Source organism: Aliirhizobium smilacinae, from assembly GCF_006335145.1.
Taxonomy (GTDB): Bacteria; Pseudomonadota; Alphaproteobacteria; order Rhizobiales; family Rhizobiaceae; genus Neorhizobium; species Neorhizobium smilacinae.
This window is the reverse complement of the sequence record NZ_VDMN01000005.1, coordinates 163,568-186,162: the sequence shown is the minus strand read 5'-3', so window position 1 is coordinate 186,162 and position 22,595 is coordinate 163,568. Positions and strand designations below refer to the sequence as shown.

The following is a 22,595-nucleotide window of genomic DNA, read 5'->3' as shown; positions in this document are numbered from 1 at the left end:
AGAAGCAAGCCTTGGATCAAAGCCGTTTTCCGGCTTTGTCGAAACGATGCACCATCTCGGGTGCATAGGAAAGCCAGACGGTCTCCCCCGAAGCATAGACCGCATCACCCACAGCACGGGCAATGATAATGCCGATATCATCGACCGCGACGTGCAGGAACGTGTCGCTGCCCAGACGCTCGGAAAACTGTACGCTGCCTGATAGAAGCCCACGTTTTCGATCGACCTCCAGATGCTCCGGCCTGACGCCAAGCGTATGCGCGCCGGCTGCTATAGCCAAAGGCCCGGTGAAGAAGTTCATCTTCGGAGAACCGATGAAGCCGGCGACGAACAGGGTCTGCGGTTCGTTGTAGAGGTCGATCGGCGCACCAACCTGCTCGATCAATCCCTTGTTGAGCACGACGATCTGGTCCGCAAGCGTCATCGCTTCGACCTGATCGTGGGTCACGTAGATCATCGTCGCGCCAAGCCGTTTGTGCAGTTGCGCCAGCTCTACACGCATCTGCGTGCGCAGCGCCGCATCCAGGTTAGACAGCGGTTCGTCGAAGAGAAACACTTTCGGCTGGCGCACGATGGCGCGACCGATGGCCACGCGCTGTCGCTGGCCGCCGGAAAGTTCAGCCGGCTTGCGCCTCAGGAGCGGTGTCAGCTGCAGCACGTCCGCAGCGGCTTCGACCTTCGCCTTGATCTCCGCCTTCGGCACCTTGGCCATTTTCAGCGCGAAGCCGATATTTTCCCCCACATCCATATGCGGATAGAGCGCATAGGACTGGAAGACCATGGCGATGCCGCGTTCGGTCGGACGTTCTTCGGTGACGTCGCGGTCATCGATAAAGATTTTCCCGTCGGTCGCATCCTCGAGCCCGGCGGTCAGTCGCAGCAGCGTCGATTTTCCGCAGCCCGAAGGTCCGACGAAAACGGTGAAGGATCCATCCGGAATATACAGCGACGCGTCGGGAATGACGGTGACCGACCCGAAGTCTTTCTTGATGTTTCGATATTCGACAACGGCCATGGGATCATTCCTTGGGAAGGTTCTTGTAGGTGAAATGCGAAAAATCGGCCGGCATCGCGAGACCGCCGAGATCGTATGCCGCCATGCCAACGAACGCGCCGGTGAAGTTGCCGATACCGACGAAGGAGCCGGTGATCTTGCTTTGCTCCCCCTCGCCGCTTTCGTCGGACAAGACGGAATTGTCGAGAACAGGCCCGATCCGTGTCCAGGCGCCATTCTTCACATAGAAGAAGCGCAAAGCCGCTCCGCGCACCTCGACCCGCAGACGGACCGGGCCATCCGGTATTGAAACCGGATTGTCGAGGCCGAGCATGGTCATGCCGTTCGGCCATTGACCGTTGCAGTAGAAGATCTGCAGCGAACGCCCGGCCTTCTCGTCCTGGCTGACGCAGAGGTAGTGGTAGGCAAAGCGGTTATAGTAGGCGATCAGTCCAGCCATCTGCAGATGCGAGGTCGGGTCGCAATCAACCTCTGTCTCGGCGTCATAGTCAAAATCCGTCTGCCGTCGTGCGACCAGCGATTGCTCGAACCATGATCCGATCGACTCGCGTCCGAAAAGGCGCAAGTGGCCGGGCCGCTTCGTCAGCGAGAACAGCCGTTCGGGATAGGGCGAACGCAGCCACTGAAAGGCGAGCGGCAATCCGTTTTCCGGGCTGAACTCATAACGTTCGGGCTCTGCGGGGAATGGATGGACCGGAAGAACCGGAGCCGGAACCTCGTCCTGCGGCACGAATTTTTCGCCCTCCAGACGCAGCCAGCCGTCATCGCCCCAGACGCATTTCTGGATGGAGGTCTCGCGGCCCAGCACCGAACGGTAGAGGCCGGGCAGCGGTCGGCTGCACAGATGCACCATGTAGGTTGCGCCATCCGGGGTCTCGACGAAATCGCCGTGCCCCCCCCGCTGCAGGGTCGCATCCGGATGGAAACGCGAGGTGATGACATGGGTGTCGGGATGCAGCTCATAAGGCCCGGTGAGATTTCGCGAACGCGCCATCGTTACAGCATGACTGTAACCCGTGCCCCCCTCGGCAACGATCAGGTAATACCAGCCGTCCCGCTTGTAGAGATGCGGGCCTTCGGAAAGGCCGAGCGGCGAGCCCTTGAAGATGTTGGAAATCGGGCCGACAAGCTTCTTCTCTATCGGATCATATTCCTGCAGCACGATGCCGCCGAAACGCGACGGGCGCCCGCGGTGATCCCAGAGCAGGTTCACATGCCATTTGCGGCCATCGTCATCATGGAAGAGCGACGGATCGAAGCCGGAGGAGTTCATATAGACCGGATCTGACCACGGACCTTCGATCGACGGTGCGGTGAGCACGTAGTTATGGGCGTCCTTGAACGAGCCGCTCTTACGCTTCACGTCCGTGTAGACCAGCCAGAACAGGCCGTCGGAATAAGTCAGGCACGGCGCCCAGATGCCGCAGCTGTCGGGATCGCCGCGCATATCGAGCTGCGAGGCGCGGTTGAGCGGGCGGGTGACGAGACGCCAGTTCACCAGGTCGCGCGAATGGTGGATCTGTACGCCGGGATACCACTCGAAAGTCGACACGGCGATGTAATAGTCGTCACCGGCGCGGCATATCGAAGGGTCGGCGTTAAAGCCCGGAAGGATCGGGTTACGGATCATTGTCGGTGTCATGAAGTCAGCCTTTCACGGAGCCGCGGGTGAGACCGGCCACGATGTATTTCTGGGTGAAGGTGAAGAAAATCAGCGCCGGCAGGATCGTGAGCGACACGAAGGCGAGGATGCGGTTCCACTCGACCATGAATTCGCCCCGATACCGCATGATGCCGAGCGGCCAGGTGTAGCCCGCGCTGTTATTGATCACGACCAGCGGCAGGAGATAGTTGTTCCAGCTCTGGACGAAAACGAAGGTGCCGACGGTCGCAAGGATCGGAGTCGAGAGCGGCAGGGTAAAGCGGAAGAAGAAACCGATATATCCGCAGCCATCAACATAGGCGGCCTCGAACAGTTCCTTCGGCAATTGCTGGAAGAAGCTGCGCAAAAGCACGATCGCAAATGCCATCGAAAAGGCCGTCTGCGGCAGGATCACGCCGAGTGGATTGTCCAGCAACCCGAAATCGCGAATCTGCAGGAAGAGCGGCACGATCGCCGTGGCGAAGGGAAACATTAGCCCAAGCAGCAAATAGGCCTGGATATATTTCGAGCCGAAAAAACGGATCTGCGCGAAGATGTAGGCCGCCATCGAGGCCAGCAGCAGGGTCAGAAACACGGCCGAGAACGAGATGATCAGCGAATTCTGGATATAGCCCCAGAAGACCGATCCGCCGAGGATGTCGGTATAGGTCTCGACACGCCAGACGGAAGGCAGGCCCAAAGGTGATGCCCTCAACTCGCCAACAGATTTGAACCCGCCCATAAAGGTTGCGATAAGCGGCACGATGACCAGCGCCGCCACCAACGACAGGATCGCGGCACGAATAAGGGCTAGGAAGAAACCGGGGCGGATCATAACGCGCCTCCTTTACCCATGGCGAGGCGTTTGTAGCTAAAGGCCGTCACCATGCAGAGAATGAACAGGACAACACCAACGGCAGCGCCGTAACCGACATTCAGCTGCGCCAGACCATAGGTGTAAAGGTAACTGACGATCGAATGGGTGGAGTTCGACGGCCCGCCATTCGTGAGCGGAATGATGATGTCGAAGACCTGCAACGCGCCAACGATCGCAAAGAATGCAGATAGCTTGATCGCGTGCATGATCAGCGGCAGCTTGACGTAAAACACCTTCTGCAATCGGCTCGCGCCGTCTATGTCCGCGGCTTCGAGCAGGTCGTCGGGCACCGCCTGAAGTGCCGCGATAAAGATCATCATGTGATAGCCGAAATACTTCCACACCACGACGGTGATGATTGCCAGGAAGGCAAATTGTCGGTCAGCCAGGATATAGAACGGATCGATTCCGAGTGCGGCAGCGATCTGGCCGGACACCCCGAAATCACCATCAAAGATGAAGCTCCAGATCACGCCGGAGGCGATCTCGGCCAGGATGTAAGGCGCAAAGAAGATCAGCCGGAAAGCGGTATTGGCCGACGTCTTTTTGTAGATAAGCAGCGCCAGCGTCAGGGCCAGCGGTATCTGGATAAACAGCGACGCCAGGATCAGCTTTACCGAATTCCACAGCGACTGGTGGAAGACAGAGTGATTGGCAAGCCGCTGGTAATTCTGGGTGCCGACGAAATTGTCGATCGCGCCGTAACCGCTCCATTTGAAGAAGCTCAGATTGGCGGCGTTGAAGATCGGCCAGATGACGAAAAGGGTGAACAGCACCAGGGCCGGCGGCAGAAACAGCAGGAGAGCCGTCAGCTTTCCTTGTCGGTGCATGCGCGCAATGCGCGCCGCCGGGCTAAGCGTCGGGCGTGAGCCGATCATGGTCGTCATGTCATTCCTCGATATGTCCGGGGGTTGCATGAGGCGTGGCGAGTGAACGCCACGCCCACCTCAGCGAGGTATCAGCGCATTTCGCGCGCTTCTTCCACGAGGGCAGCCGCTTCTTCCGGCGAGATGTCGCCGGTCACGATCTGTGCTGCGGCATCGTTGAGGGCTGCTCCGACGCTGGCTCCGAGCATCTGGTCGAGATAGAGCTGGTGATGCGGTGCCTTGGAAAGATCTTCGGCGATCCGGCGCAGACGCGGGTCGGCAATGCCGGATTGGGCATTGGTGCCGATCGGCAGCCAGATCTTCAGGCGACCACCTTCCGTCTGGTTCTTGTTGTTGGTCAGGAATTTCAGGAACTTGACCGTTGACTGGCCCGCATCCTTGGTCACCAGCCAGCCATTGACGCCGCCGAATGTGTCGGCATGTTCACCCTTGCCGCCGTCAACGGCCGGGAAGGTTATGAAGTCGAGATCATCACCGAGACCCTTGCCCGAGGCAGAATTCTGCGCCTGCGCACCGACCAGGAAGTTGCCGGCAAGATAGAAGGCACCCTTGCCGTCACCGAACAGGCCGGCGGCCTTGGGCTGCGTCGTATCCATGTAACCCGGCTGGAACGGCTTGAGATCTGCCAGTTGCTTCAACGCGTCGCCGGCCTGAATGAAGGCGGGATTGTTGAAGCCTTCGTTCTCACCCTTGTCAGCGGCTGCGACGCCGTCCGTGCCGGCGATACGGGCAGCAAGCTGGCCATAGAAGAGGGCGATCGGCCACTTGTCCTTGCCACCCATGACGATCGGCACAATGCCGGCGCCTTGAATTTTCTTGGAGGCAGCAAGCAGGCCTTCCCAGTTCTTGATCGCCTTCGGGTCGATACCGGCCTTCTCGACGAGCGCCTTGTTGTACCAGAGCACGACGCTCGCGGCATACATCGGTACGCCGTAGAGTTTTCCGTCATGGCTCATCGACTGAATGCCGGAAGGCGAATAGTTCTTACGGTCGGCATCGGTGAAATCGGTCGAAATGTCCTTCAGCACACCGGCCTTTGCCTGTTCGTAGAATACGCCGCCGGTCCATGTGAAGAAAGCGTCTGGACGCGCAGATGACTGCAGCAAGGTCGGCAGCTTGGATTTGAACGATGTGTCATCGAGGAAGTCGAACTGCACTTTCGTGCCGGGGTTTTCCGCCTCATACGCCTTTGCGACGTCGAGATAATACTGCCGCCCTTCCGGAACATTCGGCTCGATCGCCAGCATGCGGACGTCATCCACCAAGGCAGAGCCAGCCAAAGTCAATCCCAGGACCGTTGCGGCCCCGAGGCAAAATGATTTCATGACAATTTCCTCCAATGTGTCCGGCTGACGCCAGATCCCTCCGAACCGAGGCTCCACACCCGGCTCATGGTCGAAAGCTAGACCATGCGGTTTTGCACCCACCGTTATGATTTTTAACAGTCTTGATGAATGCGAAGGTTTTTCTTGCAAACGCCGCCAAGTTGATAGCGCTGATGAAACGGGGTCTGATGGAGGATGAGATGACCGCGAAGAAACGCAATGGATATCAGGTAGCGCTGCTCTTCAAGGCACGCGGGAGTTACGGGCGGGAGATCATCGCCGGCGTTTGCGACTATGTGAAATCGACGCGCGCCGTCTGGGACATGCTGCTGCACGAGGATTTTCGCGACAGCGTTGCAGGAATTTCGGACTGGTCCGGAAACGGTATCATCGCGGACTTCGACGATCCCGACTTTGTCACGGCGCTGTCGGAGGTTTCGATACCGGTGATCGGCGTCGGCGGCTCCTATCATCGCAACGCCGACTATCCGCGCAACTTCCCTTATGTGGCGACGGACAATGAAAAGCTGGTGACGGAAGCCTATACCCATCTCGTCGACATGGGCCTGCCGCGCTTTGCCTTTTACGGCCTGCCGGAAACCCGTTCATACCGCTGGTCGGAGGAGCGGGAGAAAGCCTATCTGAAGCTCTGCGCGCGGGATCGCGCCAAGCCGGAGATCTTCAAGGGACAGGGAACGTTCGGGCCTGATTGGGACGAGATCCTGGCCGACGTGATCGCATGGCTGAAAGGACTACCCAAACCAATAGGCGTGATCGCAGTCACTGACTCGCGTGCACGCCATATCCTGCAAGCGTGCATCCTTGCCGATATCGCCGTTCCCGAACAGGTATCGATCGTCGGTATAGATGACGACCCGCTCCTGCGCATGTTGACGCGAATACCGATCAGCTCCGTGCGGCAGGGAACCCGCAGCATGGGACGGACAGCGGCCGCCATGCTGCATCGCCGTCTGATCGGCGCGACATTGGACGAGACCCGCGTCATCATTCCGCCGGAAGGGTTGAACGCACAGATGTCCTCCCGATACCAGCCGATCTACGACCCTTACGTGATGCGGGCGAGGCATTTTATCCGGCAATTTGCCGGACAGGGGATCAAGGTCGCCCAGGTCGCCGCCTATGTCGGAGTTTCCCGAACGACGCTGGAGACGCATTTCCGCCGTGCATTCGGCTACACAGTCCATGACGACATGCTGGCCTATCGGCTTCAGACAGCTCAGAAATTATTGATGGACCTCGGCCTACCGCTTGAGAGGGTGGCGGAACTCAGCGGCTTTACCAGTAATCAATACATGCATACCGTGTTCAAGCGTGAACTCGGATGCAGCCCGCGCGAATACCAGAGAAACACCGTCGCTCGTTGATCGATCGGCAGGGATGGCGCCTATCGATAAGCGTCCTCCGTGCAGCGGAAATCCTCTCGTTCCGGAAAACGTCGCCACCCACAGATGTGATAAATTGTCGCATTTGAGGTACGTGCATCATATCATCCTTGCAACCTACCAAAGCACCGTATCAAATGCATCTTGAGGAGGTAACTGCCGCGTCTTCGCGGAGAGGTTACGGAGGTGGCTCACGCCATATCAAGAGGCAACGACCGTGGCAGGGCATTACCCTGCCTGCGGGCTGCATGCTCGACGAGCATGGGCGTTGGGAAAGCGCGCCGGTTACGGCCGCCATCAAGAGGAGGTTAGGTTATGAAGAAATTTCTTTTGTTTACGACAGCGGCGTTCGGGATCGCAGCCGGTTTTTATGCAACCACCGGGGTGGCAAATGCATCTCCTGACAAGCCTGTGATCGGTTTCTCGATCGATGACCTGCGCGTAGAGCGCTGGGTGCGGGATCGCGACTATTTCACCGCTGCCGCGGAGAAACTTGGTGCCAAGGTCAGCGTCCAGTCCGCTGATGGCAATGAAGAAAAGCAGGTGAAGCAGGTCGAAAACCTGATTGCCCAAGGCGTCGATGCCATCGTCATCGTGCCGATGAACTCGAAGGTTTTCGATGCCGTGATCGCCGATGCAAAGGCATCGGGCATCAAGGTTCTTGCTTATGACCGCCTGATCCTCAACGCCGATGTCGACGCCTATATCTCGTTCGATAACGAACGCGTCGGTTATATGCAGGCCGAAAATGTGCTGAAGGTGAAGCCCGAGGGCAATTATTACCTCCTCGGCGGGTCGCCGACCGACAACAATGCGAAATATCTGCGTGCCGGCCAGGAGAAGGCTCTGAAGGCGGCCGTCGATGCAGGCAAGGTCAAGATCGTCGGCTCGCAGTGGGTCAAGGAGTGGAGCCCGACCGAAGCACTCTCGATCATGGAAAATGCGCTGACTGCTGCAGATAACAAGATCGACGCCGTGGTGGCATCCAATGACGGAACCGCCGGTGGTGCCATCCAGGCGCTTGCCGCGCAGGGCCTTGCCGGCAAGACCGCCGTTTCCGGACAGGATTCCGACCTTGCCGCCGTCAAGCGGCTTCTCGACGGAACGCAGACTGTTACCGTCTACAAGCCGCTGAAGCTTATCGCGTCCGAAGCCGCAAAGCTCACGGTGCAGCTGGTGAAGGGTGAAAAGCCGGCATTCAATTCGAAAATCAACAACGGGACCAAAGACGTGGACACCCTGTTGCTGACGCCGACCGCCGTCACCAAGGACAATGTCGACGTCTATGTGAAGGATGAGTTCTACACCAAGGAACAGATCGGCCTGAAGTAAACGAGGCGAACGGCCTCGGGACCAGCAACTGATTCCGGGGCCTTCAACTACATTACGAGGGTACGATGAGTGACTTTCTTCTCGAAATGAAGAATATCTCCAAGAGCTTTTCCGGCGTGAAGGCTCTGGATAGAATTCACCTTGAAGTTCGCCGCGGCGAGTGCGTCGGCCTCTGCGGTGAGAATGGAGCCGGCAAGTCGACCTTGATGAAGGTCCTGTCGGCAGTTTATCCCTATGGCAGCTGGGAAGGCGAAATCCTGTGGGAGGGGCGGGAACTGAAGGCCTCGTCCATCCGCGAAACGGAAAAGGCTGGCATTGCCATCATCCACCAGGAACTGATGATGGTCCCGCATCTGTCCGTGGCAGAAAACATCTTCCTTGGGTCCGAGATCAGCAATCACGGTTTTCTCGATTACGATGCAATGAACGCCCGGGCGCAGGAACTGCTCGCCAAACTGAATGTCCATGACATCAATCCGGCGCTGCCCGTCCTCAACTATTCCGGTGGCAAGCAACAGCTCATCGAAATCGCCAAGGCACTCAACAAAAATGCCAAACTGCTGATCCTCGACGAGCCGACCTCGGCGCTGACCGCCACGGAAATCCGAACGCTGCTCGACCTCATAAAGGGTTTGAAGGCGGAGGGTCTTGCCTGCGTCTACATTTCTCACAAGCTCGAGGAGGTGGCTGAAATCTCGGACACAGTCACGGTCATTCGTGACGGAACGCATATCGGCACACGCCCGATCGGCGAGCTGACGACGGCCGGCATCGTGACCATGATGGTCGGCCGGGAAATGAAGAACCTCTATCCCAAGGAAGACCACGATATCGGTGAGGTCGTTCTGGAGGCGCGCAACATCTCCTGCTGGGATGTCACGAACCCCGAGCGGAAGGTGGTCGACGACGTTTCGTTCAAGATCCGCAAGGGTGAGATTTTGGGGATAGCGGGCCTCGTCGGCGCAGGGCGGACCGAGCTGGTCTCAACCCTGTTCGGTGCCTATCACGGCACCCATAAGGGGAGCGCTTATCTCGAGGGCAAAGAAATTACGATCCGGTCACCGCGCGATGCCGTGAAGGCGGGTATCTGCATGGTGCCGGAAGATCGGAAGCGAAGCGGCATTCTTCCGATCATCGGTGTCGGCCATAACATGACGATTTCGGTTCTTAATCGCTTCGCCGCGTTCGGCCTGATCGACGAGCATGAAGAGCTTGCACAGATTCAGGGCGAAATCCTGCGCCTGAAGATCAAGACTGCCGATCCGATGCTGCCCATTGCATCGCTCTCCGGTGGCAATCAGCAGAAGGCGGTGCTCTCCAAGATGATGCTGCCCGATCCACGGATTCTCATTCTCGACGAGCCGACCCGCGGAGTCGATGTCGGCGCAAAATATGAAATCTACAAGCTGATTTTCGCGCTCGCCAAGGCAGGCGTGGCAGTTCTGATGGTGTCGTCGGAACTGACCGAAGTCCTGGGCATCTCCGATCGTGTCCTCGTGATCGGGGAAGGCCGGCTGCGCGGCGATTTCGTCAATGACAACCTGACTCAGGAACACGTGTTGGCCGCGGCTTTGGGCCAGACCACGCAAATGGCCTGAAACGTGTGGCCACGGCTGCAGAAGGCATTTTTAAAATGGCGAATATAAATCTTCGAAAATTCCTTTCCGAAAACAAGATTGTAGCCCTGCTGATCGTCGTCTGCCTGATCTGGGCCCTGTTTGGATATCTCACGTTTAACACCGATACCGGCGTGTCCGGTTTTCTGACGGCGCGCAACTTTTCCAACCTGCTCCGCCAGATGGCAATCACCGGGATACTGGCAGCCGCGATGGTTTTCGTCATCGTGGCAGGTGAAATCGACCTCTCGGTCGGGTCTCTGCTTGGGCTTCTTGGCGGTATCGCTGCCATTCTCGATGCGGTCTATGGCTGGCCTTTAGCAGGAACGATATCCTTCGTTCTTCTGGCAGGGGCGGCGCTTGGCCTGATGAACGGCTGGCTGACCGCCTATCTCGGCATCCCGTCCTTCATCGTGACGCTTGGTGGACAGCTTGCATTTCGAGGGTCCGTACTTGGCTTGACCGGCGGCATAACGATCGCCCCCGTTTCTCCGAGCCTGCGTTACATCGGACAGGGTTACCTTCCTGGCTGGCTGGGCAACGGATGCGCCATAGCGCTCTTCGTTCTCCTGCTTTTCATGGCGTTCCGAACACGCCGCAAACGCCTGCAGCATAGTCTGCGCGTCCCCACGCCGGTCATGGAAGCAACGAGGCTCGTCGGGATCGGCATCCTCATTCTCGGTTTCGTGCTGGTTCTGAATTCCTATCAGGGTATCCCCGTCCCGGTCCTCGTCCTGCTGTTCGTGCTCGGCATCTTCACGATCATCGCCAAGGGAACGGTCTTCGGCCGCTATATCTATGCCGTCGGCTCGAACGCAGAGGCAACCCGCCTTTCTGGCGTCAACGTCAATCTGGTCAAGATGGTCGTATTCGGTCTGATGGGCGTCATGGCCGCGCTGGCGGGTCTGACGACCACCGCAAGACTTGCGGCCGGTACACCTTCGGCAGGCTTCGGCGGCGAACTCGATGCCATCGCCTCCTGCTTCATCGGCGGCACATCGATGCGTGGCGGCGTCGGATCCGTCATCGGGGCACTCGTCGGTGCATTGATCATGGCAAGCCTCGACAACGGCATGTCGATGCTCGGTGTCGATACGTTCTGGCAGCAGATCATCAAGGGCATCATCCTTGTCATCGCCGTCTATCTCGACATCATATCTTCCGGTGTGAAGCGGCTCTGAAACCGCTCACTCTCGACGCGTAACGGAACGATACTGAATCGCCCCTGCCGAACTTCGATTGGTTCGGCAGGGGCGATCTGTCCGGTTGCCGGCTGAGACGACAGGCCTTCCGCAAAAAAGATCGATGCCACCTCATCTTCCAACCGCTTCGGATTGCACCAGATCTAAAGGCACAGTCGGGCAGCATTCGCCGCCTCGAGCCATGCCAGGAGACCACCATGACTTCGCCGCATCCGTCAAAGACCAGCATCGGCAATCACCTGCTACATCCGGAAACCCAGATGCTGAATTACGGGTATGATCCCGAGCTTTCCGAAGGCGCGGTGAAGCCGCCGGTGTTTCTGACCTCCACCTTCGTCTTCAAGTCGGCGGAGGACGGTCGCGATTTCTTCGATTACGTATCCGGCCGCAAGGTGCCGCCGGAAGGGCGCGGCGCGGGGCTGGTCTATTCACGCTTCAACCATCCCAACAGCGAGATCGTTGAGGATCGTCTCGCCGTCTACGAAAGTGCTGAAAGTGGCGCCGTCTTCTCCTCCGGCATGGCGGCGATTTCGACGACGCTGCTCGCCTTCGTCCGACCCGGCGACGTTATCCTCCATTCCCAACCGCTTTACGGCGGAACCGAAACCCTGCTTACCAGGACATTTTCGAACCTCGGCGTCACGCCGGTCGGGTTCGCCGATGGCGTCGAGGAAAGCTCGATCACGTCGGCTGCCGAGGAGGCGATGAAAAAAGGGCGCGTCTCGGTCATCCTCATCGAGACACCCGCCAATCCGACCAACGGCCTTGTCGATGTCGCGCTGGTGAGACGGATTGCCGACAGGATCGGCGAGCAGCAGGGACACCAGCCGATCGTCGCTTGCGACAACACCCTCCTCGGTCCCGTCTTCCAGAGGCCGCTGCAGCAGGGCGCCGATATCTCGCTCTATTCCCTGACGAAATATGTGGGCGGCCATTCGGACCTGATTGCAGGGGCAGCCCTCGGCAGCAAGGCCCTCATCACCCAGATACGATCGCTCAGAAGCTCGATCGGCACGCAGCTCGATCCGCATTCATGCTGGATGCTCGGCCGCTCGCTGGAAACGCTGCAGATCCGGATGGACCGCGCAAACAGCAACGCGAAGGCGGTCGCCGATTTCCTGAAAGAGCATCCCAAGGTCGCGAAGCTTCATTATCTGGGTTTTACCGATCCGGAATCGGCTGTCGGGCGTGTCTTCTCGGCCCAGTGCAGCGGCGCCGGCTCGACATTCTCGTTCGATATAGAAGGCGGGCAGCCTGCTGCATTCCGCTTTCTCAATGCACTGCAGATCGTCAAGCTCGCCGTCAGCCTGGGCGGCACGGAATCTCTCGGTTCCCACCCCGCCACGATGACCCATTCGGGCGTGCCTGCCGATGTGCGCCAGCGCATTGGTGTGCTTGACTCGACGATCCGGCTGTCGATCGGCATAGAACATCCCGACGACCTGATTGCCGACCTCGTTCAGGCGCTCGATCAGGCATGATACCGATGGCGCGCCGCCCCGGCGGGACAGGCCTGCCGCTTGACTACGCCCGGATCAGGATGCCCGCCTCGCGGGCAGCATCGACGAAGGCCTGCCGGGCGTCTTCCGGCTTTTTCTTGCCGGCATCGACAGCGGCGCAGATTTCCAGCGCCCTGTCCAGCAGAGTGCCGTCTTCCGTCGGCCAGTCTTCGATCATCGCCCAGGCGGCACCTTGCGTCGTCTCGATCACGGTCTCTTCCGGTGGTTCTCCAACGGTGACGACAACCGGTTTTTTCCAGGGCGTGTTCATAAGTCTCGTTCCATCTCTTCGATCGCAGGCGTCTTAGACCGATTCAACGCGGCTGGCGAGGCATCCGCAATTTAGGGCTTTGAGAAAGGTCGCAATTTGAGCCAAAGTCGCGGCGCATGAACCGAAACGATGATCCATGACCTCCAGCCTATTCCGACCAACGTCATCCAGTTCCCCAAAACCCGTCATTGCCATTATCGGCGGCGGCGTCACCGGCGCGGCGGTCGCCTATCATCTTGAGAAGGATAAGCCCGGTGCCGCGCAGATCGTCATCTTCGAGCCGAGGCAAGCGATCGGCAAAGGTCTCGCATACGATACGTCCGATCCCGTACACCGGATCAACGTGCCGGCAACGCGCATGAGCATCCTGCCGGACGACCCCGATCATTTCACCCGATGGGTCGAGGCAACAAGCGTTCTCGCCGATGATCCGGCAGCAACCCGCCCGGACGGAAACGTCTTTCCGCGGCGGAGCGTTTTCGGAGACTACGTATTTTCGAACCTCAAGCCGCTGCTGGATGCCGGCACCATATGCCATGTCCACTCTGCCGTCGCACAGGTCGACAAGAGAGAGGAGCGCTGGCATCTGACGAGCGACAATGGTGACGTGTTGCTTGCCGATATTCTCGTCATCGCCACGACGCATCCCGCACCGGTCTCCCCTGCCCGCCTGGCAAACGCTCTTGCCGGCCATCCGCGCTTCATCGAAGACCCGACGGCATCCGATGCGCTGGCACCAATCCGGAAAGACGACCGCGTTCTCGTCGTCGGCAACGGCTTGACATCCGCCGATGTCATCGCATCGCTGAAACAACGAGGGCATCGCGGCAAGATTACCGCGATCTCCCGACGCGGCCTGCGTTCGCGAGGCCATGCGCCCTTTCCGCAGGAGCCGTTCGGCGAATTCCTCTCCCCCCCAAGCACGCGTGCATCCGCCCTCGTCGCCCGTATCCGCGCGGCGATCCGTGCTGCGGCCGACGAGGGGCTTACCTGGCATGCCGTTCTGGATCAGCTGCGCGCCCAGGGCAGCGCAATGTGGTCGCATCTCCCGGTCGCGGAACGCCGCAGGATCGTCCGGCATCTTCGCCCTTACTGGGACGTTCATCGTTTTCGCATAGCCCCGCAGGTGGAAGATGTTCTCGACGAGGATATCGTCGCAGGAAAACTCGAAATTCTCGCAGCCTCGGTCGATCAGGCCGAAATAGAGGGCGACGTCATCCACGTCCTCATCAAGCGGCGCGGTCAGGAGCAGACGGAAAAGCGTGAATTCGATGCCCTGATAGTCACGACCGGGCCTGCCCACGGCCGTCTCCTGTCAAGCCAGGATTGGCTTCACCACCTCGGAGAAGAAGGGCATCTGCATATCGATCCCACCGGACTTGGGCTTGCCTGCAATGAACAGGCGCAGGCGCTCAAGGCAGATGGAACAGCTGATCGCAGCCTCTTCATTGCGGGGCCCTTGGCCCGCGGGCAGTTCGGCGAGCTGATGGGCTTTCCACAGGTCCCCGAACATGCGGTCTTCGTCGCGAAATTGATCGCGGCAAATCTGCCTTAACGTGCCGCATCTACTCGAGCGTGAGGTTGTCGAGGACCGAGGAAATGGCGTCGAGAACCTCCACCATCGAATGACGCACCTGACAGTCATCGGGGTGATCGCAATCCTTGCATGCATCGACGCCTGAAAGTCCGCTCAGCCGGCACGACTGCCGCTTACCATTGACCGATCCAGGACCGGAGCAAGAACTTCGACAATCTGTTGTCGGTAGCGGCTCCGGCGCGTGGCGTTCAACGCCTGCTTCATTGGATGTCTGTCAGTTTTAAGAAACCGCAAAGACCTCGCTATGCGTGGCGACGAAGAACTGTCCTTCCGGCGTGACCCAACCACGGAACATTCCATCGGTGTTGTAGGGCGCGGCAATCGAGCCGTCGGCCGCGACCGCAACCAGCCCCGCGCCGATTTCATGCGGCTTGAGATCTTCGATGATTACATTGGTCGCCGCCTTTTCCAAATTCTCGCCAAGGTAGTTCATGCGGCTCGCCACCTCATGGCCGACAGCATAGCGGATGAAAAATTCTCCCTTGCCGGTGCCCGATACCGCACAGATACCATCACGTGCATAGGTTCCGGCACCGACGATCGGCGTGTCGCCAATGCGACCGGCCGGCTTGTTGTTGTAACCGCCGGTGGATGTCGCAGCCGCCAGATGGCCTGCTCTATCGAGAGCTACCGCTCCGACCGTACCATGCTTCTCGGCCTCGCTTGCCTTTACCGCTGTTCCGGCAGCGGCATGCGCCTTCATAGCGGCCAGCGCCCTAACGCGGCGCTCGGTGGTGAAATAGTCGGGTTCAACGATGTCGAGACCTTCTGCTCGAGCGAATTCGTCCGCGGAGGATCCGCCAAGAAGCACAGCCTCACCCTTTTCCATCACGCGGCGCGCCGCCTTGATCGGATTGCGGATCCGCCTTGCGAGCGTCACGGCGCCGGCCTCCAAGGTCCTGCCGTCCATGATCGAAGCGTCGAGTTCATGCTCGCCATCGGTATTCAGCGCCGCGCCGTAGCCGGCATTGAAGTGCGGGCTGTCTTCCATCACCAAGACGGATGCCTGAACCGCATCAAGAGCCGAACCGCCGGCGTTCAACACAGCCCAACCAGCCTGCAACGAACGATGAAGATCGGCGCGAGCGGCCGTCCACTCCTCCTCGCGCAGATCGAGTTTCGCCATAACGCCGCAGCCACCGTGAATGGCGAGTGCTATCTTGCTCATCATTTGCCTCGTATTTACCTGCAAAAAAGGCCGGACAAAGCGCCCGGCCGATCGTTCGCATATCTGACTTGTTACTGCGCCGAGCGAATGTTCATCGCAAGCGTGTCTTCGTCCGAACGCGGCGTGATCGTGATTGCCTTCTTCATCCCCCATGCCGAGACGATCGAAGCGATAGACAGATTGGGGCGGTCACTGGCGACCAGCGCGTTGGCATCCTTCAGGAACTGCTCACGCTTCTTGGCATCCATCTCGACGCCCGCATCCTCGATCAGCTTGTCCAGCGCCGGATTGGAATAAGCGCGGATATTGAAGGCGCCGAGTTTCTTTGCCGGATCGTTGGTATGGACAAGCGAGGACAAGGTGTAATTCGCCTCACCCGTCAACGTGCCCCAGCCAGACATGGTCAGCGAGTAATCGCCACGGGTGTTTGCAGGGAAGTAGACGGCACCCGGCTGCGCATTCGCATCGACCTGAATGCCGATCGCCGTCAACATCTGGGCAATCGTCGTGCCGGTATCCTTGTCGCCCGGCAGGCGGTCGTTGGTGAAGGTGAAGACAACCTTGAAACCGTCCGGATAACCAGCTTCGGCCAGAAGCTTCTTCGCCTTTTCGACGTCCGACGCCGGCACTTTCACATCTGGATTGTAACCGAAGATATTGGGCGTCACGAGCTGCGACTGTGCGGTGCCCATACCTTCCATGGCTATCTCGGTGATCGTTTCGCGATCGATGGCAAGATCGAAGGCCTCACGGACCTTGGGGTCGAGGAAGGGGTTCTTCGGCAGCGGCGAACCGTCCTTGGCCGTAATCTGCGGCGGCTTTTCGCGGAAATCGAAGGCGATGTTGAACAGGTAAACACTGTCCTGACGGACGATAGTCAGCTTGCTGTCAGTCTCCAGCGTCGGCACGTCCGATGCGGGAATGCGGGCGATCAGGTCGACCTGACCAGCCTTCAGCTGCGCAACGCGAGCGGCATCGTTGGGGATTTCCTTGCGGGTGACCTTGCCCCAAGGCTCCTTGCCGCCCCAATAGCCGTCGAAGCTTTGCAGTACGAGCTGTTCCTTCGGCGTCCATGAAACGAATTTGTAGGGGCCGGTACCGATCGCAGCCTTGCCGGAATTGAAGCCTTCGGCAGCCTTCTCGGCGCTGTCAGAATAATCCTTTGCTGCAACATGCGATACGACGAAGAGGCGGATGAAATCGTTCGGCAGGTTCGGGGCCGGACCGTCGGTCTTTACCCGGATCGTATGGGCATCGACGATCTCGGTGCTCTTCACGCGGCGGACATAGATGGTTGTCGGGTTGGGGCCGGCAACCTTGGGAATGCGCTCGATCGAAAATTTGACGTCTTCAGCTGTAAAGTCGGAACCGTCGTGGAATTTCACGCCTTCGCGCAGCTTGAATTCCCAGGTCGTGTCGTCGATCGCCTTCCAGGAGGTCGCAAGCCCCGGCTCGAGTTCGAGATTGTTGCCGGACTTGATGAGCGAGTCGTAGATGTGCTTCATCGCTTCGGCATGAGTGCCGGCAGCAGTGAAATCAGGATCGATGGACAGTGGGCCGGCGCGAACACCGATGGTGAGATCGGCCGCAAGAGCCGCGCCCGAAACGCCGCCGAGCAGCATCGCTGCAAGCGCAACTGTACGAAATGTCTTGGAAATCGTCATTCTTCGTTCTCCTCAATATTTGTGATTGATGGCCAATTTGGGGAATCGACGACGATCTTGGCGAGCAGTTCCGACAGCATCAGCTGTTCGGCCGGCGTCAGCGCGGAGGCCATGGCCTTTTCCCGCTCCACCATCGGCTGCATGGCCTGATCGACGATACGTCTGCCTTCGTCCGTGATGTAGAGGACGAAGCTTCTCAAATCCGCCTGATCGACCTCACGGCGGATGATCTTCTTGTCGATCAGCTTCTGGATGGCGCGGCTGATCGTGTTTTTAGGGAAACCGGAAGAGCTGCAGATTGCGCTTGCCGTCAGCCCGTCCGAGAGGCCGAGCGAATAGAGCACCACGAATTCGGGACGGGGGAGCCCGTACTCCTTCTCGAACCGGCGATAAATCGGCTCGTTGAACTGCAGCGCCAGAAAATTGATCCGGAACGACAGCCAGCATGGATTTTGCCAGAGTTTGACGGCGACAAGATCTTCCACACGGCGATTTCCGGCGGCAACAAGACCACCTTCCCGCAGTAGATTATCCAGCGCATATTCGTCAGCTTCGCGCACGTCCTGCTTCCTACCCAACTTGAATTTAGTCCCGTATGGAACTTGACGCTGCATTAATTGGCTGTCAATTTCTTTTTTTAGTCCCGTATGGAACTTTGCACACGGCGTGACATCACGCCAAAAAGCATATTTTTTGTGCGTTTCGGTCATATTTAGCAAATTCTTTGCGCAGGCAGGCCGAAACGGAGAATGGAGATGGATTAGGTGAAGATCGCGGATATGAACTGGATGCAGGTGGAGGCGCGAACCGGCAGTGACGATCGCTGCATTTTACCGATCGGCAGCATCGAACAACACGCCTATCTGAGCCTCGCGACCGACATGATCCTTGCGGAGAAAGTGTCCGTCGATGCCGCCGAGCCGCTGGGCGTTCCAGTCTTTCCGGCCCTGCCCTACGGCCTTGCCTCATCCTTCGCGAGCTTTCCCGGCACACTCACCCTGTCGCTCGCAACCTATATCAACGTCATTCGTGATCTTCTTGACGGCCTCTATCGCTCCGGCTTTCGCCGTATCCTCGTGGTCAACGGCCATGGCGGCAACACGCCGGCGATGACCGTGATCTCCGAGTGGCTGAACGACCACACAGACGCATCGGTCAAATTCCACGACTGGTGGCGCGCGCCGAAGACGATGGCCAAGGTTGTCGAAATCGATCCGGCGGCCTCGCATGCCTCCTGGATGGAGAATTTCCCGTGGACACGTACGGGAGATCCCCGCCAGCCATCGACACAGAAGCCGCGGATCGACTTTGCAGCCCTTGCGCGGGTCGATACGGAACGCAAACGCACCCTGCTCGGCGACGGCAACTATCACGGCCTCTACCGACGACCAGACGATGAAATGCTTGCGATCTGGTCGGTTGCCGTGGCCGAGACCCGTGAACTTCTTGAGAACAACTGGCACTGAACGCGGCCATCAACGGCGCGCGAATGCGCGCCGCATTTTGACCCCCGCAGAAGACGGGAGAACGGGAACAGATGTTGGGCTTCATCTTGCAAAGGCTGTGGCAGGCGGCAATCGTCGTGCTTGCCATGTCGGCACTGGTCTTTTGCGGCGTCTATGCCGTGGGCAATCCGATCGACGTGCTGATCTCGCCGGATGCGACGCAGGACATTCGCGCCGCCGTCATCGCGCAATACGGACTGGACCTGCCGCTCTGGCAGCAATATTTCGGCTTCCTCGGCCGGGTGTTCGACGGTGATTTCGGCCGTTCCTTCGTTTACAACATGCCGGTCAGCGAACTGATCCTGTCCCGCCTTCCGGCAACACTGGAACTGACGCTGGCGGCAGTGCTGTTCGCCAGCCTCGTCGGCATCCCGATCGGGATGTATGCCGGTTATCGTCCGAACAGCCCGGTGTCTCGCGCCATCATGGCGCTTTCCATCCTCGGTTTTTCCGTTCCCACCTTCTGGTTCGGCCTGATGCTGATCATGCTGTTTGCCGTGCAATGCGGCTGCATGCCCGCAGGCGGGCGCGGCGACACCGTGAGCCTGTTCGGCGTCGATTTCAGTTTCCTGACAACTGACGGCCTGTCGCACATCATCCTGCCGGCCTTGAACCTCGCCCTTTTCAAGTTCTCGCTGATGATCCGGCTGGCTCGCGCCGGCACCCGCGAACTGATGCTCAGCGACACGGTCAAATTTGCACGCGCGGCCGGCATTTCGGAATTCACCATCCTCAGCCGACATGTGCTGAGACTGATCTCGATTCCGCTCGTCACCGTCTTCGGGCTGGAACTCGGCTCGACGCTCGCTTTCGCGGTGGTCACCGAAACGATATTCTCCTGGCCCGGTCTCGGCAAGCTCATCATCGACAGCATCACCTCGCTCGATCGCCCCGTCATGGTCGCCTACCTCATGTTGGTCGCCATGCTGTTTATCGTCATCAACCTTGTGGTCGATCTCACCTATGCGCTGCTCGACCCGCGTCTGCGAAAGGGCCGAGCCTGATGCGCGACACCCCATTTTCCCGTTTTCTCGAAGAATTCCGTCGCAACAAGGTCGCAGCCGGCGCCGCCATCGTTGTCGGGGTGATCGTCTTCATCGCGCTCATAGCTCCACTGGTGACACCGCAGGATCCCTATGACCTTGCCCATCTCGTGCTGCGCGATGCGCGAAGACCGCCTGGTTATGTCGGCACCGGTGGATATACCCATTGGCTCGGCACGGATTCGCAAGGGCGTGATCTCCTGTCGGCGATCATCTATGGCCTGCGCATTTCGCTGCAGATGGGCGTGATCGCCGGCGGCGTTGCCCTCGTCATCGGCGCGGTTGTCGGTTGCGCGGCTGCTTATATCGGCGGGCGTTTCGAAAGCCTGGTCATGCGCATCGTTGACCTGCAGCTTTCGTTTCCGGCGATCCTGCTTGCCTTCGTCATCGCCGCCGTTCTCGGCCAGGGGCGCTACCAGTTGATCCTTGCTCTGATCTTCGCCCAATACGCCTATTTCGCCCGAACCGCGCATGGTGCGGCATCTGCGGAGCGGCAGAAGGATTATGTCGAGGCCGCACTCTCTATCCCGCTCTCTCCTTTGCGGGTTGTGTTGCGGCACATCCTGCCCAATTCCTTGCCGCCGCTGATCGTCGTTGCAACCGTTCAGGTGGCAAGCGCCATCTCGCTCGAGGCAACGCTCTCCTTCCTCGGCGTCGGACTGCCCCCGACCGAACCCTCGCTTGGCATGCTGATTGCCAACGGTTTTCAGTATCTGCTTTCCGGCCGTTACTGGATCTCGATCTATCCCGGCGTGGCGCTGATCCTGTTCATCGTGTCGCTCAACCTCGTCGGCGACCAGATCCGAGACCAGCTCAACCCGAGGCTTCGCCGATGACCACACCTCTTCTCGAAGTCTCCGATCTACGCACTTGGTTCCCCAGCGGCAAAAGCGAGGTGAAGGCGGTCGATGGCGTTTCCTTCTCGCTCGCTCCCGGCGAGGTTCTCGGCTTGGTCGGCGAATCCGGCTCCGGAAAATCGATCACCGGCTTCTCCATCATCGGCCTGATCGATGAACCCGGTCGTATTGTCGAAGGCTCGATCAAGCTCGAAGGTCGTGAACTCATCGGCCTTTCCCCGCATGAACTGCGGGCAATCCGCGGCAAGACCATTTCCATGGTTTTCCAGGATCCGATGATGACGCTCAATCCGGTGCTCAGCATCGGCACGCAGATCAAGCTCGCGCTCGAAGCACATGAGACGATCAGCTCTGCGGACGCCCGCGAAAGAGCGATCAAGGCGCTGGCGCAGGTCCGCATCGCTGAGCCCGAGCGCAAGGTGGATTTCTTCCCGCATCAGTTTTCCGGCGGTATGCGCCAGCGCGTGGCGATCGCTATCGCGCTGCTCCATCGCCCGAAACTCATCATCTGCGACGAGCCGACGACCGCGCTCGACGTGTCGATCCAGGCGGAAATTCTTGCCGAGATGAAGGACCTGGTGGCGGAACTCGGCACGGCGCTGATCTGGATCAGCCACGATCTCGCAACCGTATCATCGATCGCAGACCGTGTGGCTGTCATGCGCTTCGGCAAGGTCGTAGAGATCGGCCCAGCGCTCGGCGTGCTGACGAAACCGCAGCATGATTATACCAAGGCGCTGCTCGATGCCCTGCCCTCGCGGGCAAAGCCGGGTGAACTCCTGCTGCGCGGCAGCGGTATTGCCGACGCCGCCCCGCCGCCACGCAAAGCCGCAACAAGCGACCTGCCGCCGCTCGGAAGCCCCTATCTGGTGATCGATGCGGCCGTGAAACGCTTCGAAAAGCCGGCCGGGCTGTTCAGGAACCTCGCAATCCGTTCCGGCATTGCCCAGCCCCGGCCCGTCGTTCAGGCCGTGGACGGCGTCTCTATCACTTTAAAGCGTGGTGAAGTGCTTGGCCTCGTCGGTGAATCCGGCTCCGGCAAATCGACCCTCGGGCGCATGGCGGCCGGCATCACCGTGCCGACATCCGGCACGATCCGTCTGGCCGGCAAGCCGGTGATGAGCGGTGGCCGCAGTCCGCACAAAGTCACCACGCGCGTGCAGACCATCTTTCAGGACCCGTTCGCCTCGCTCAACAGCCGCATGCGCGTCGGGGACATCGTTGCGGAAGGCCCGCTGGCTCACAAACTCGTCTCACGTGCCGAGTCCGCTGAATATGTTGCCCGATGGCTGTCGGCAGTCGGTCTCGATCCGTCTTTCGCCAATCGCTTCCCGCACCAGTTTTCCGGCGGGCAACGGCAGCGTATCGCGATTGCCCGCGCTCTCGCCATGCAGCCGGATGTCATCGTCTGCGACGAACCGGTTGCCTCGCTCGACGTGTCTATCCAGGCGCAGATCATCAACCTGCTCATCCGCCTGCGTTCCGAACTCGACCTGTCGCTGATCTTCATCAGCCACGACCTCTCCGTCGTGCGGCACCTCTGCGACCGGGTGGCGATTATGTATCAAGGCCGGATTGTCGAAGAAGGCGGCGCAGCAACAATCTACGACAACCCGCAACACGACTACACCAAGCGGCTGCTGGCAGCCGTTCCTGTTTTGCCGACAGCGGCATGATCATCATCGGAGGATA

The 22,595-nt window shown here is 59.3% G+C and carries 19 protein-coding genes; 10 read left to right on the top strand and 9 right to left on the bottom strand.

Going from position 1 to position 22,595, the window contains the following annotated elements; translation table 11 throughout:
* Window positions 1–16 precede the first annotated feature (16 nt).
* The 5 genes from FHP24_RS20800 to FHP24_RS20780 form a co-directional block, all read right to left on the bottom strand.
* A complete protein-coding gene (locus FHP24_RS20800) occupies window positions 17–1,015 on the bottom strand; it encodes an ABC transporter ATP-binding protein (RefSeq protein ID WP_139678147.1) in 999 nt (332 codons plus the stop codon).
* Between the two features lie 4 nt (window positions 1,016–1,019).
* Window positions 1,020–2,657, bottom strand: a complete 1,638-nt coding sequence (locus FHP24_RS20795; RefSeq protein WP_139678146.1) for a glycoside hydrolase family 43 protein — start codon at window positions 2,655–2,657, stop codon at window positions 1,020–1,022.
* Between the two features lie 4 nt (window positions 2,658–2,661).
* Window positions 2,662–3,492 carry a carbohydrate ABC transporter permease gene (locus tag FHP24_RS20790; protein ID WP_139678145.1) on the bottom strand — a complete coding sequence of 277 codons (831 nt, stop codon included), beginning with the start codon at window positions 3,490–3,492 and terminating at the stop codon, window positions 2,662–2,664.
* The gene (locus FHP24_RS20785) at window positions 3,489–4,421 is read right to left on the bottom strand and encodes a carbohydrate ABC transporter permease (RefSeq protein ID WP_139678144.1); all 933 of its coding nucleotides are present in this window, start codon (window positions 4,419–4,421) and stop codon (window positions 3,489–3,491) included. The genes FHP24_RS20790 and FHP24_RS20785 overlap by 4 nt, the downstream gene beginning before the upstream one ends.
* A gap of 71 nt (window positions 4,422–4,492) precedes the next feature.
* Window positions 4,493–5,746 (bottom strand): ABC transporter substrate-binding protein, encoded by a 1,254-nt coding sequence (locus FHP24_RS20780; RefSeq protein WP_139678143.1) that lies wholly within the window; start codon window positions 5,744–5,746, stop codon window positions 4,493–4,495.
* A gap of 200 nt (window positions 5,747–5,946) precedes the next feature.
* On the opposite strand from FHP24_RS20780, the gene FHP24_RS20775 reads away from it, so the two are divergent.
* The 5 genes from FHP24_RS20775 (at window position 5,947) to FHP24_RS20755 (ending at window position 12,780) form a co-directional block, all read left to right on the top strand.
* A complete protein-coding gene (locus FHP24_RS20775; RefSeq protein WP_139678142.1) occupies window positions 5,947–7,131 on the top strand; it encodes an AraC family transcriptional regulator in 1,185 nt (394 codons plus the stop codon).
* 333 nt (window positions 7,132–7,464) lie between these two features.
* Window positions 7,465–8,481: a D-xylose ABC transporter substrate-binding protein gene (gene xylF / locus FHP24_RS20770; protein ID WP_139678141.1), complete on the top strand. Its 1,017-nt coding sequence runs from the start codon at window positions 7,465–7,467 to the stop codon at window positions 8,479–8,481.
* Between the two features lie 65 nt (window positions 8,482–8,546).
* A complete protein-coding gene (locus FHP24_RS20765; RefSeq protein ID WP_139678140.1) occupies window positions 8,547–10,079 on the top strand; it encodes a xylose ABC transporter ATP-binding protein in 1,533 nt (510 codons plus the stop codon).
* 35 nt (window positions 10,080–10,114) lie between these two features.
* On the top strand, window positions 10,115–11,278 hold the full coding sequence (locus FHP24_RS20760) for a sugar ABC transporter permease (RefSeq protein WP_139678139.1): 1,164 nt from the start codon (window positions 10,115–10,117) through the stop codon (window positions 11,276–11,278).
* Between the two features lie 218 nt (window positions 11,279–11,496).
* The gene (locus FHP24_RS20755; RefSeq protein WP_139678138.1) at window positions 11,497–12,780 is read left to right on the top strand and encodes a cystathionine gamma-synthase family protein; all 1,284 of its coding nucleotides are present in this window, start codon (window positions 11,497–11,499) and stop codon (window positions 12,778–12,780) included.
* Window positions 12,781–12,823: 43 nt separating this feature from the next.
* On the opposite strand, the gene FHP24_RS20750 is transcribed toward FHP24_RS20755, so the two are convergent.
* Window positions 12,824–13,069, bottom strand: coding sequence for a DUF982 domain-containing protein (locus tag FHP24_RS20750; protein WP_139678137.1), 246 nt, complete (start codon window positions 13,067–13,069; stop codon window positions 12,824–12,826).
* Between the two features lie 136 nt (window positions 13,070–13,205).
* On the opposite strand from FHP24_RS20750, the gene FHP24_RS20745 reads away from it, so the two are divergent.
* Entirely contained in the window at window positions 13,206–14,624 is a 1,419-nt protein-coding gene (locus FHP24_RS20745) for an FAD/NAD(P)-binding protein (protein WP_139678136.1), read from the top strand.
* 262 nt (window positions 14,625–14,886) lie between these two features.
* Here the strand turns inward: FHP24_RS20745 and FHP24_RS20735 are convergent, their stop codons facing one another.
* The 3 genes from FHP24_RS20735 to FHP24_RS20725 form a co-directional block, all read right to left on the bottom strand.
* The gene (locus FHP24_RS20735) at window positions 14,887–15,834 is read right to left on the bottom strand and encodes an isoaspartyl peptidase/L-asparaginase family protein (RefSeq protein ID WP_139678135.1); all 948 of its coding nucleotides are present in this window, start codon (window positions 15,832–15,834) and stop codon (window positions 14,887–14,889) included.
* 71 nt (window positions 15,835–15,905) lie between these two features.
* Window positions 15,906–17,498, bottom strand: a complete 1,593-nt coding sequence (locus FHP24_RS20730) for an ABC transporter substrate-binding protein (protein WP_139678134.1) — start codon at window positions 17,496–17,498, stop codon at window positions 15,906–15,908.
* Window positions 17,495–18,208: a MarR family winged helix-turn-helix transcriptional regulator gene (locus FHP24_RS20725; RefSeq protein ID WP_246091877.1), complete on the bottom strand. Its 714-nt coding sequence runs from the start codon at window positions 18,206–18,208 to the stop codon at window positions 17,495–17,497. The genes FHP24_RS20730 and FHP24_RS20725 overlap by 4 nt, the downstream gene beginning before the upstream one ends.
* 54 nt (window positions 18,209–18,262) lie before the next feature.
* Here FHP24_RS20725 and FHP24_RS20720 point away from each other — a divergent pair, with 54 nt between their 5' ends.
* The 4 genes from FHP24_RS20720 to FHP24_RS20705 all read left to right on the top strand — a co-directional run bounded on the left by FHP24_RS20720 (window position 18,263) and on the right by FHP24_RS20705 (window position 22,579).
* Window positions 18,263–18,964 (top strand): creatininase family protein, encoded by a 702-nt coding sequence (locus tag FHP24_RS20720; RefSeq protein ID WP_139678133.1) that lies wholly within the window; start codon window positions 18,263–18,265, stop codon window positions 18,962–18,964.
* Between the two features lie 71 nt (window positions 18,965–19,035).
* Entirely contained in the window at window positions 19,036–20,007 is a 972-nt protein-coding gene (locus tag FHP24_RS20715; protein WP_139678132.1) for an ABC transporter permease, read from the top strand.
* On the top strand, window positions 20,007–20,882 hold the full coding sequence (locus FHP24_RS20710) for an ABC transporter permease (protein ID WP_139678131.1): 876 nt from the start codon (window positions 20,007–20,009) through the stop codon (window positions 20,880–20,882). The genes FHP24_RS20715 and FHP24_RS20710 overlap by 1 nt, the downstream gene beginning before the upstream one ends.
* Window positions 20,879–22,579 carry a dipeptide ABC transporter ATP-binding protein gene (locus FHP24_RS20705; protein ID WP_139678130.1) on the top strand — a complete coding sequence of 567 codons (1,701 nt, stop codon included), beginning with the start codon at window positions 20,879–20,881 and terminating at the stop codon, window positions 22,577–22,579. Before FHP24_RS20710 ends, FHP24_RS20705 begins: the two co-directional genes overlap by 4 nt.
* Window positions 22,580–22,595: the final 16 nt, after the last annotated feature.